This window comes from Nocardia sp. NPDC020380, assembly GCF_044386975.1.
Lineage (GTDB): Bacteria > Actinomycetota > Actinomycetes > Mycobacteriales > Mycobacteriaceae > Nocardia.
Window position 1 is genome coordinate 232,813 of sequence record NZ_JBIRVQ010000006.1, and the last position, 10,613, is coordinate 243,425.

15 protein-coding genes are annotated in these 10,613 nt (G+C 64.6%); 13 read left to right on the forward strand and 2 right to left on the reverse strand.

Annotated features, from left to right (window positions below; genetic code table 11):
• The first annotated feature begins 4 nt into the window (after window positions 1-4).
• The 8 genes from rplF to map all read left to right on the forward strand — a co-directional run bounded on the left by rplF (window position 5) and on the right by map (window position 5,092).
• A complete protein-coding gene (rplF, locus tag ACH438_RS17875) occupies window positions 5-544 on the forward strand; it encodes a 50S ribosomal protein L6 (protein WP_397006421.1) in 540 nt (179 codons plus the stop codon).
• Window positions 545-547: 3 nt separating this feature from the next.
• Complete coding sequence (gene rplR, locus ACH438_RS17880) at window positions 548-955, forward strand: 50S ribosomal protein L18 (RefSeq protein ID WP_397006423.1); 408 nt, start codon at window positions 548-550, stop codon at window positions 953-955.
• 31 nt (window positions 956-986) lie between these two features.
• Window positions 987-1,646: a 30S ribosomal protein S5 gene (gene rpsE, locus ACH438_RS17885; protein ID WP_397006425.1), complete on the forward strand. Its 660-nt coding sequence runs from the start codon at window positions 987-989 to the stop codon at window positions 1,644-1,646.
• Window position 1,647: 1 nt separating this feature from the next.
• Window positions 1,648-1,833: a 50S ribosomal protein L30 gene (rpmD, locus tag ACH438_RS17890; protein WP_364605587.1), complete on the forward strand. Its 186-nt coding sequence runs from the start codon at window positions 1,648-1,650 to the stop codon at window positions 1,831-1,833.
• Window positions 1,830-2,273: a 50S ribosomal protein L15 gene (rplO, locus tag ACH438_RS17895; RefSeq protein WP_397006427.1), complete on the forward strand. Its 444-nt coding sequence runs from the start codon at window positions 1,830-1,832 to the stop codon at window positions 2,271-2,273. The genes rpmD and rplO overlap by 4 nt, the downstream gene beginning before the upstream one ends.
• Before the next feature lie 156 nt (window positions 2,274-2,429).
• Entirely contained in the window at window positions 2,430-3,749 is a 1,320-nt protein-coding gene (gene secY / locus ACH438_RS17900) for a preprotein translocase subunit SecY (RefSeq protein ID WP_397006429.1), read from the forward strand.
• Window positions 3,746-4,291: an adenylate kinase gene (locus ACH438_RS17905; protein WP_397006431.1), complete on the forward strand. Its 546-nt coding sequence runs from the start codon at window positions 3,746-3,748 to the stop codon at window positions 4,289-4,291. The genes secY and ACH438_RS17905 overlap by 4 nt, the downstream gene beginning before the upstream one ends.
• Entirely contained in the window at window positions 4,292-5,092 is an 801-nt protein-coding gene (map, locus tag ACH438_RS17910; protein WP_397006433.1) for a type I methionyl aminopeptidase, read from the forward strand.
• 80 nt (window positions 5,093-5,172) lie between these two features.
• Here the strand turns inward: map and ACH438_RS17915 are convergent, their stop codons facing one another.
• Together ACH438_RS17915 and dtd are read right to left on the reverse strand one after the other, a co-directional pair.
• Window positions 5,173-5,772, reverse strand: coding sequence for an AAA family ATPase (locus ACH438_RS17915; protein ID WP_397006435.1), 600 nt, complete (start codon window positions 5,770-5,772; stop codon window positions 5,173-5,175).
• A 10-nt stretch (window positions 5,773-5,782) separates the two neighbouring features.
• Window positions 5,783-6,226, reverse strand: a complete 444-nt coding sequence (gene dtd / locus ACH438_RS17920) for a D-aminoacyl-tRNA deacylase (protein ID WP_397006437.1) — start codon at window positions 6,224-6,226, stop codon at window positions 5,783-5,785.
• 119 nt (window positions 6,227-6,345) lie between these two features.
• On the opposite strand from dtd, the gene ACH438_RS17925 reads away from it, so the two are divergent.
• The 5 genes from ACH438_RS17925 to ACH438_RS17945 all read left to right on the forward strand — a co-directional run bounded on the left by ACH438_RS17925 (window position 6,346) and on the right by ACH438_RS17945 (window position 10,599).
• Window positions 6,346-6,618 (forward strand): PLD nuclease N-terminal domain-containing protein, encoded by a 273-nt coding sequence (locus tag ACH438_RS17925; RefSeq protein WP_397006439.1) that lies wholly within the window; start codon window positions 6,346-6,348, stop codon window positions 6,616-6,618.
• Window positions 6,619-6,753: 135 nt separating this feature from the next.
• A complete protein-coding gene (locus tag ACH438_RS17930; protein WP_397006441.1) occupies window positions 6,754-8,880 on the forward strand; it encodes a hypothetical protein in 2,127 nt (708 codons plus the stop codon).
• A complete protein-coding gene (locus tag ACH438_RS17935; RefSeq protein WP_397006443.1) occupies window positions 8,877-9,662 on the forward strand; it encodes an ESX secretion-associated protein EspG in 786 nt (261 codons plus the stop codon). The genes ACH438_RS17930 and ACH438_RS17935 overlap by 4 nt, the downstream gene beginning before the upstream one ends.
• Window positions 9,663-9,778: 116 nt before the next feature.
• Window positions 9,779-10,108 carry a hypothetical protein gene (locus ACH438_RS17940; protein ID WP_397006445.1) on the forward strand — a complete coding sequence of 110 codons (330 nt, stop codon included), beginning with the start codon at window positions 9,779-9,781 and terminating at the stop codon, window positions 10,106-10,108.
• The gene (locus ACH438_RS17945; RefSeq protein ID WP_397006447.1) at window positions 10,105-10,599 is read left to right on the forward strand and encodes a YbaB/EbfC family nucleoid-associated protein; all 495 of its coding nucleotides are present in this window, start codon (window positions 10,105-10,107) and stop codon (window positions 10,597-10,599) included. Before ACH438_RS17940 ends, ACH438_RS17945 begins: the two co-directional genes overlap by 4 nt.
• The last annotated feature ends 14 nt before the right edge of the window (window positions 10,600-10,613 follow it).

Sequence of the window (10,613 nt, forward strand, 5' to 3'; positions counted from 1 at the left end):
AACAATGTCGCGTATCGGTAAGAAGCCGATCCCGGTTCCCGCCGGTGTCGAGGTGAACATCGATGGCCAGACCGTCACGGTGAAGGGTTCCAAGGGCACCCTGTCGCACGTGGTCGCGGAGCCGATCACCGTCACCAAGGCCGAGTCCGGTGAGCTGGAGGTGATTCGTCCGAACGACGAGCGCCAGAACCGTTCGCTGCACGGCCTGACCCGCACCCTGATCAACAACATGATCGTCGGTGTGACCCAGGGCTACGAGAAGAAGATGGAAATCTTCGGCGTCGGTTACCGCGTGCAGGCCAAGGGCTCGAACCTCGAGTTCGCCCTCGGCTACAGCCACCCGGTTCCGGTCGAGGCCCCGGAGGGCATCACCTTCGCGGTCGAGGCTCCGACCAAGTTCTCGGTGTCCGGCATCGACAAGCAGAAGGTCGGCCAGATCGCCGCGGTGATCCACGGCCTGCGTAAGCCCGACCCGTACAAGGGCAAGGGCATCCGCTACGCCGGCGAGGTCGTTCGCCGCAAGGTCGGGAAGACGGGTAAGTAAGCCATGGCACAAACCGAAAAGCAGAAGGCCGCTCGCAAGCCGATCGGCAAGGACGCCTCGACCGCGCGCCGCCTGTCCAAGACGCGCCGTCACTTCCGTCTGCGCAAGAAGGTCGTCGGCACCACCGAGCGTCCGCGCCTGGTGGTCAACCGTTCGTCGCGCCACATCCACGCTCAGCTGATCGACGATTCCGCCGGCAAGACCATTGCCGCCGCGTCGACCATCGAGGCCGATGTGCGTGCCGTCGACGGTGACAAGTCCGCCAAGGGCGCGAAGGTCGGCGAGCTGCTCGCCGCCCGCGCCAAGGCTGCCGGTGTCGAGGCGGTCGTGTTCGACCGTGGTGGTCACGACTACCACGGCCGTATCGCGGCCCTCGCCGATGCCGCCCGTGAAGGTGGGCTGAAGTTCTGATGATCAACTCTGCGAACGAAGGGAACGTCTGATGCCGGGACGTCAGCGGCGCGACGGCGGAAACAACGGTCCCGCCGGACAGAACAACAGTGGTAGCGGTGACAACAACCGCGATCAGCGTGGCGGCGGTCGTGACCGTCGTGGCGATCGTGGCGGTCGTGACAACGCTGCCGAGAAGAACCAGCTCGAGCGCGTCGTCGCGATCAACCGCGTCTCCAAGGTCGTGAAGGGTGGTCGTCGCTTCAGCTTCACCGCCCTCGTGATCGTCGGTGACGGCAACGGTCTGGTCGGCGTCGGCTACGGCAAGGCCAAGGAAGTTCCCGCGGCCATCCAGAAGGGTGTCGAGGAAGCTCGCAAGAACTTCTTCCGCGTCCCGATGATCGGCTCCACGGTCACCCACCCGGTTCAGGGTGAGGCGGCCGCCGGTGTGGTCATGCTGCGTCCGGCCTCGCCGGGTACCGGTGTGATCGCCGGTGGCGCGTGCCGTGCCGTGCTCGAATGTGCCGGCATTCATGATGTTCTGGCGAAGTCGCTCGGTAGCGACAACGCCATCAACGTTGTGCACGCCACCGTTGCTGCCCTGAAGATGCTGCAGCGTCCCGAAGAGGTTGCCGCGCGCCGCGGTCTGCCGATCGAGGATGTGGCTCCGGCGGGCATGCTGCGTGCGCGCGCAGGACAGGGAGCGCACTGATATGGCACAGCTGAAAGTGACCCAGATCAAGTCCAGCATTGGCGCCAAGGCGAATCAGCGGGAGTCGCTGCGCACCCTCGGGCTGCGCGGCATCCGCCAGACCGTGGTGCGTGAGGACAACTCGCAGAACCGTGGTCTGATCAACGTCGTGCGCCACCTCGTTGTTGTTGAGGAGGTTTCCGCATGACCATCAAGATTCACCACCTGCGTCCGGCCCCGGGATCCAAGACCGAGAAGACCCGTGTGGGTCGCGGTGAGGGTTCCAAGGGCAAGACCGCGGGCCGCGGTACCAAGGGTACGAAGGCTCGCAAGAATGTTCCGGTCCGCTTCGAGGGCGGGCAGATGCCGATCCACATGCGTCTGCCCAAGCTGAAGGGCTTCACCAACCCGTTCCGTACCGAGTACCAGGTCGTGAACGTGAGTGATATCGCCCGGGTGTTCCCCGAGGGTGGCACCGTTGGCAAGGCCGAACTGGTCGCCAAGGGTCTCGTTCGCAAGAACGAGCTCGTGAAGGTGCTCGGCGAGGGCGAAATCGGTGTGGCCGTTCAGGTTTCCGCCGACAAGTTCTCGGGATCCGCCAAGGAGAAGATCTCCGCGGCCGGTGGCACCGCCACCGAACTGGCCTGACGGTAACCTGAATACGCAGAGGCACCGGGCGCGTCGAGAGGCCGCCCGGTGCCGCTGTTACAGTTCAGGTGTTGTCTGCCAACACCGTCATGGGTATCGGCGTAATTCCCTCGCTGAATCCGTGGCTTGACCCATGTCGTTCGCCCAGGAGGATCTGTGCTTTCCGCCTTCGTGTCGGCTTTCCGGACCCCGGACTTACGGCGGAAGATTCTCTTCACGCTGGGGCTGATCGCGCTCTACCGACTGGGCGCTTCGCTGCCGTCCCCGGGCGTCGATTACAAGAACGTCCAGGATTGCATCAAGCTGGTCAACGGCGGCGATTCCGCCGGCATCTACCAGCTCATCAATCTGTTCTCCGGTGGCGCACTGCTGCAACTGTCCGTGTTCGCGATCGGCATCATGCCGTACATCACGGCGAGCATCATCATCCAGCTGTTGACGGTCGTCATTCCGCGGTTCGAGGAACTGCGTAAAGAAGGCCAATCGGGTCAGAACAAGATGACCCAGTACACCCGCTATCTCTCTGTTGCGCTGGCAGTGCTGCAGGCGACCGGTCTGGTCGCTCTCGCCTCGCGTGGACAGCTGTTGCGCGGGTGCCAGAAGGACATCCTGGCCGATACCTCGATCTTCGGCATGATCATCATCGTGCTGGTCATGACCGCCGGTGCGGCCGTGGTCATGTGGTTCGGTGAGCAGATCACCGAGCGCGGCATCGGTAACGGCATGTCGCTGTTGATCTTTGCTGGTATCGCCGCCCGAATTCCGGGCGAGGGCAAGATGATCTACGACAGCCGCGGCTGGACCATCGCCGCGATGGTCGGTGTGGCCGCGCTGGTGGTCATCGTGTTCGTCATCTTCATCGAGCAGGGCCAGCGCCGGATTCCGGTGCAGTACGCGAAACGTGTGGTCGGCCGGAAGATGTACGGCGGCTCGTCCACGTATCTGCCGTTGAAGGTGAACCAGGCGGGCGTCATCCCCGTCATCTTCGCGTCCTCGCTGCTGTATCTGCCGAACCTGTTGGCGCAGTTGACGCAGAAGAACACGGGCAATCCGGCGAAGTGGCAGGAGCTGATCCAGAAGTATCTGGTCAATCCGAGCAACCCGGTCTACGTCCTGATCTACTTCGCGTTGATCTTGTTCTTCACCTACTTCTATGTCGCGATCACCTTCAACCCGGAGGAACGCGCGGACGAGATGAAGAAGTTCGGCGGCTTCATCCCGGGCTACCGCCCCGGTAAGCCGACCGCGGACTACCTGAACTATGTCCTCAGCCGGATCACCCTGCCCGGCTCCATCTACCTCGGTGCTGTTGCTGTGCTGCCGAACCTGCTCCTCGGCATCGGCGGATCCGGCGGTATGCAATCGCTGCCGTTCGGTGGTACCTCGGTGTTGATCATTGTGAGCGTCGGCCTCGATACCGTGAAACAGATCGAGAGCCAGTTGATGAACCGTAACTACGAAGGGTTCCTGAAGTGAGACTCGTACTGCTCGGACCGCCCGGCGCCGGTAAAGGCACGCAGGCCGAACTGTTGTCGGAAAAGCTCGGTGTTCCGCACATCTCCACCGGGAATCTCTTCCGTACGAACATCTCGCAGCAGACCGCTCTCGGTCGTGAAGCGCAGAAGTACCTGGACGCCGGCGATCTGGTGCCGTCGGACGTGACCAACCGCATGGTCTCCGAGCGGATCGCCGAGCCGGACGCCGAGAACGGTTTCATCCTGGACGGCTACCCGCGCACCGTGGATCAGGCCGACGCGTTGGAGAAGATGCTGAAGGAGTCGGGCCGCGAGCTCGACGCCGTGCTGTGCTTCGTGGTCGACGAAGAGGTTGTGGTGCAGCGCATGCTGGCCCGCGGCCGCGGCGACGACAACGAAGAGGTCATCCGCAACCGCATGCGCGTGTACCGCGAGGAGACCGAGCCGCTGCTCGAGCACTACGACGGGCATGTGGTTTCGGTCGACGGCGTCGGCGAGATCGCCGATGTGAACGCGCGGGCGCTGCAGGCGCTGGGCCGCTGAATGGTCTTCGGCCGTAAGAGCAAGAAGGTGGTGCCGTTCCGCACCGCCGGTGAACTGGACGCCATGGCGGCGGCCGGCGCTATCGTCGGCCGTGCGCTGGTGGCGGTGCGCGCCGCCGCCAACCCCGGGGTCTCCACCCTGGAGCTGGACGAGGTCGCCGAGCAGCTCATCCGCGAGGCCGGGGCGATCCCGTCTTTCAAGGGCTACCACGGTTTCCCGGGTTCCATCTGCTCGTCGGTGAACGACCGTGTGGTGCACGGCATCCCGTCGAAGGACGATGTGCTCGCCGAGGGTGACCTGGTGTCCATCGACTGCGGCGCGATTCTCGAAGGCTGGCACGGCGATTCGGCGTGGACCTTCGGCGTCGGCAACATCATCGAAGCGGACCGCCTGCTCAGCGAGGCGACCAAGTTCTCGATGGAAGCCGGTATCGCGGCGATGCTGCCGGGCAACCGTCTGACGGACGTCTCGTACGCCATCGAACAGGGCACCCATGCCGCCGAGGCCGAGCACGGCCGCCACTACGGCATCGTCGACGGCTACGGCGGTCACGCCATCGGCCGCGAGATGCACATGGACCCGTTCCTCCCCAACGAGGGCGCGCCCGGCAAGGGCCCGCTGCTCCAGGTCGGTTCGGTCCTGGCCATCGAGCCCATGCTCACCCTCGGCACCACGGAAACCAAGACCCTGGAAGACGATTGGACCGTCGTGACCATCGACGGCTCCCGCGCCGCCCACTGGGAACACACGGTAGCCGTGACCGAAGACGGCCCCCGCATCCTGACTCTGCGTCCGGAGTAGCAAGGCTTTTCGAAGCGCCGTGCCCTTCTTTCGAAGGGGCACGGCGTTTTTCGTTATCCGTTCCGCTGTTGCCGGGTCGCTCAGCCGAATCGCATATGCTGGACACCGACTTTCAGCCGTCTCCACTGCCGCAGCATCGGCCCGTCGGTGTTCGGTGCGATCGTGAGTCCCGCCGAGGTGGCGATGCGATCCGCCACCGCCCTGGTCGGGATGTCGTCGGTATGGATGTGTTCGGCGAATTCCTTGTGCTGCAACGCATCCAGGCATCGATCGACCTGCTCGAGCGCCCAGCTGTCGTGTCGTAGTCCGTACAGGCCGCGTTCCTTCAGTCGGTCGCGGACGGTTTCGGGCCGTGCGAGCAACGCGAAATGCCTTACGTCGTGGCCCATTTCGCGCAATCTGCCGACGGTCTCGTCGAAGTAGGCGGGCACGACCACGGTCATGGGCGCGATGACCGGGTCCTCATGTTTACGCAGCACCAGGTCCAGGGATTCGACAACGCCCTGCCGCCAGGCGGTGAGTTCCTGGAAGTCCGGTCGCAATGGCCGCGGTATCACGCGGTGCAGTCCGAATCCCACTTCCTCGGGATCGCACACCACACTGCCGGGCAGGCGCCGGTGCAACTCGAATGCGGTCTGTGTCTTCCCGCCGCCGAACGGTCCGTTGATCCACAACAGCATGCCCGCCACCCTAACCCTCGAGCAGAATGGTCACCGGCCCGTCGTTGACGAGTTCCACGTGCATGTGCGCGCCGAATTGCCCGGTCGCGACGGTGGCGCCCAGTTCGCGCAGGGCGGCGGCGAAGGTATCGACGAGGGGTTCGGCCACCGGCCCGGGTGCGGCCGCCGACCATGAGGGCCGGCGTCCTTTGGCGGTGTCCGCGTAGAGGGTGAATTGGCTGATCACCAGGATCGGCGCATCCAGATCGGCCGCCGATCGTTCCCCGTCGAGAATGCGCAGCCGGAAGAGCTTGTCCGCCAGCGCCTTCGCCGTGGCCTCGGTATCGGTGTGGGTGACGCCGACCAGCGCGACCAGCCCGTGCGGCGCATTGTGCGCGCCGGGATCGATCCGCCCGACGATCTCCCCGTCGACCGTGACCTGCGCCGAACTCGCCCGCTGCACCAGTACTCGCACGGCACCGATCCTTCCAGACGGGTAATTCCTTCGATGTACGCCGGTCGAGCTACCGTCACCGGCTAACTCGAGGCTAAAGCCTGATGTGCCCCGCGATTCCGGCTCATAGTGTCGTATCCATGATCATTTCTACCCTCGCGCAAGCCGAATCCAGCACCGGCGAGTCGGTGGCGTCCGTAGCCTTGGCCGTCGGCGTGATCGGCTTCTTCGCCGGCTGCATTGTCCTGTTCATCGCGGGTGTCGTCAGCGTGCTGCGCTCCCGCAACTACCTCAGTGGCGGCAAGGCCATCTGGGTACTGCTGATGTTCGTGTTCCCGTTCCTGGGCCCGCTGGTGTGGTTCATCTGGGGTCGCCGGTCCGCCATTGTTTCCCCACCACAGATGGTCGGCTGAGCAACGAATCGGCAAGGTTTCCCGATCGCCGAGCCTCTCCGCCCCCGAATTTCCTTGCGCGCCATAGTCGGTTCATGAAAGTAGGCTGTGCTGGCACAGATAGCTGAGAACTGGGCGGAGTGACAGTAGTTAGCGATGGCACCTGACACAAGCAAAGACAACACAGCATGGCCTGGGCTGAAGCAGCAAGCGGACGCGGGCGCCCTGAAGTACGACCCCGGCGCAGCTGAACAGGGCGCACAGTACTGTTCGACGCTGATCGGCCAGCTGTTGTATCTGAAGAACATTGCCAAGGGCAACGGTCTCGACAGTCTTCCCGTGATCGGCAATCTCTCTTCCGGCAACCTGATGGCCAGCGAGTTCAACAAGTCCGGTACGGCGCTGATGAATGTCTTCGACATCCATGCCGCCATCCTCACCGACATGGGGAACACCTTCGAGGCGGCCGGTAAGGAGTACATCAAGCAGGACGGGGAGAATGCCGACAACTTCCAGGGGCTCAATGTCGCGATAACGCAGTCGGCGTCAACGCTGGTGGGAGTGAACCCACCGCCGGCGGCGAAGGCGACCACCGACTCCAGCGTCGACGTCAAGCTTCCCGATGACCTGAAGAAGTTCCAGGGTGATTCGGGGAAGACCAAAGTGGGCGTCAAGCCCGACTTCATTCCCGCGAAGTCGATGACCTGGGATGGGCTCTACAAACTCGGCAATACACTGCAGCCGGACCCGTACGCGGCGGCGTCCGGTGTGTGGAACTGGCTTGCCGATCAGGTCGACGCGTATATCGGTGACTTCTCGAACAATGTGCAGGCGTTGAGTGGAACGTGGCAGAGCCCGGCGGCCGGCGGAGCCGATGCCGCACAGGCTGCGGTACAGCGCTACTGCTCGGATCTCGGGCCGCTCACCGATGTCATGCGCACCATGGGCGAGCTGCTGGACTACACCTCTCGATGGATGGTGCAGACCCGGAACAACATGCCGTACACGGATACTCCGGACAACACGGTGGTCTTCAGTAGCAACTACTCCTGGAACACCTACGGCGGCCTCAACACGTACCCGACTCTGGGCGACGGTTCCTACGAGTTGCCCACGTACCAGCAGCATTACAGCGATTACTACGTCGGGCCGTTGACGGACACCGCGTCTACGCTGCCGGTGGTTCCGGGACCGACCGCGGTGCAGGCTCCCGTGGTCAACCCCAACGATCCGAACAACCCTAATAACCCGAACAATCCGAACAACCCCAATAACCCGAACAACCCCAACAACCCCAACAATCCGAACAACCCGAACAACACGGGTGGGTCGAACACCGGCGGTTCCAATACGGGAGGGTCGAACACCGGCGGATCGAACACCGGCGGCTCCAACTCCGGTGGCAGCCAGAGCCAGTACAAGGCTCCGAACGTTCCGCCACTGCAGAACACGACAGATCCGAACGCCGCCAACGCGAACGGCTCCAATCCCGCCGGCTCCAATCCCAACGCGGCCAACCCGAACGGGGCGAATCCCAACGGGCAGAATCCGTACACCAACCCGTCCGGCACCAATCCGGGTTTCCCGAATACGTCGGTGCCGCAGTCCTCGCCCATCTCGAGCTCCAGCGGCTCGGGCATGGATGGACTGTCCACCGCCGCCAGCACACTGAGCTCGCTGGCCGGCGTGGCGTCGAGCGGCATGCAGGGACTGTCCGCACTGAGCCCGGCTCTGCAGCAGGTTCAATCCGCGCTGAGCACAGGGGATATCGCCAAGTTGGCCGAGGCGCTCGGGGTACCGCAGGACACGGTGACGAACGCGCTCACTTCGATCGAGGGATCGCCGGACAAGCTGAATCAGCTGAAGCAGCTGCTCGGCTTGCCCACCGATCCCACTCCGGCCGTTACGCCCGACCAGCCGGCCACGCCGGTGACGACGCCGGTCACCACGCCGACGACACCTGTCGGTGGGGCCATCCCGGCGCCGGCGAGCGCGCAGGTGGCCGGTGTGCCGTCGTTCACCAACCTGTTCGGCGGCGACAGCCTGTTCGGCGCCGGTCTGCTGCCCGACGGCGGTGTCGTCCACGCCGATCTGGATCACGGCGGGCTCGTGCGTGCGGGTCTTGAGCCGGATGACACGGTGCAGACGGTGGGTCTGACCGCCGCGCCCGGGGTGGCGATTCCCACCGAAACCGTCACCGCCGGAGCCGATCCCGTGGAGCCCGACTTCATCGATGCGCTGGCGCAGACCTTCGAGGCGCACGTGCCGGTGATCGAGCCGTGAGCCGGTGGGAGTTCACCGACGACGAGTTCCAGGTGCTGTGTGACAAGTACCTGGAAGGGGTGCTGCCCGCGCCCCTGACCTACCTCAGCCGTTCCCTGCTGCTCGAGGATTATGAGCGTGAAGTCGCCGCGATCCGCGACCGGCTGGACTTCGAGCTGGGCACGGAGCCCCGGTTGGCGATGGAAGTGGTAGCGCAGCCGGAGGTGCGGATCGTGTTGCGCGCCTGCGTCGATGGCGATTTCGGTAACCCGGCGCAATGGATCCGGATGCACGGTGCGCGGTCGGGGCGGCGGGCGCTGCTGATCCGCCAGGAGGCGGGTGAGACATTCGAGCACGGCGGGAACGTCACTTTGCTGGAATGCGAGCCCGAGGAGTTGCCGGGCCTGCTGGTGGCGCAGTTGCCGCCGGCCAAGGCCGGTCGGCGGACCTCGATTCCGATCGTCCCGGAGCCGACCGCATCGGAGCCGCACACTGCGTCGGGGGCCTTCGATAGCTTCGAGGATTCGGATGGATCAGCCGCCGCCGCATTCCTTTCCGAGCCTGTCACGCTCAACGGGATCGTGCGGATATCGCAGGCGCGGTCCAAATACGGCCCGCGTGGGGTCAGCGCGGTGATGCTGAACTGGCGGGATGTCGTCGATGACGGGCGCTATCTCATCGAGCTGGGTCAGCCCGAGATGCTGGCCGTGGGGGTGGACACCCGGCAGTTCACCGACCGGCTCGCGCAATCCATCGCACAGATCATCGAACAGATGGAGTGGCGGGGCGAGTACGACGAGTGACGGCCGGACGGCGCGGGGTTCCCGCGCCGTCCGTATCGCTCTCACCGCTCGAATCGGCACCCTCCGTTAAGATTCCGGCTACTGAGTGGTTGCCCGGGGCTGACAAGGTCGACGCCATGAGTGATCGGCTGGAGTCCTACCATGATCTTCTGGTTACGGCCTCGCGTAAGACCGGTGTGGTTCGGGACGGAATCCAGGGTGTGGTGAACACCTTCGAGTCCAGCGCCGACGGGCTGGGGCAGCCGTGGGGCACCGACAGTCTGGGCAGCCAGTTCGCCAATGGCGCACAGGGATACCTGGCCAGTAAGCAGAACATTCTCGACGGCGCCAAGAACATGGCGGGCACGTTCGGGAACTTCTCCAGTTCGCAGCATGATTCGGCCGTCAAGCTCGAGCAGACCGAGCAGGCCAATGCCGACGCGTTCAAGGGGGCGGCGCAGGCATGAGCAACGAGCAGGCCAAGACCGATCTCGCGGAGATCCTGGACGGTTTCGCGGATCAGATGCGCACTATCACCCGGCTGCAGCAGGAGCGCGCCGCTCTGACCGCGTCTGCGACGGTGAGCGGCAAGCGTGTCACCGTCACCGTGAACGCGGACGGCACCGTCATCGAGACCCGATTCGGTTCCGGTATAGAGGATCTCGACTATCCCGAGATCGCGAAGGCGGTGACGGCGGCCGCGCAGCAGGCGGCGGCCGAGGTGGCGCGGCGGGGTCGCGACATCATGGCCCCGGTATCGCAGAACCGGAACCGGTTGCCCAAGCTGACCGACATTGTGCCCGGAATGCCCGACCTGACCAAGGAATTGGCGATTCCGGAGCCGCCGGTCGTATCGACTGCGCCCCCGAAGTCGGCCGAGCGACTCGGTGGATTCCAGGGAGCCACCATCGACACCGAGCAGCCGCGGCGCGGCGGAGCCACAGATTCCGGATGGTAGTGCGATCTCGCGGG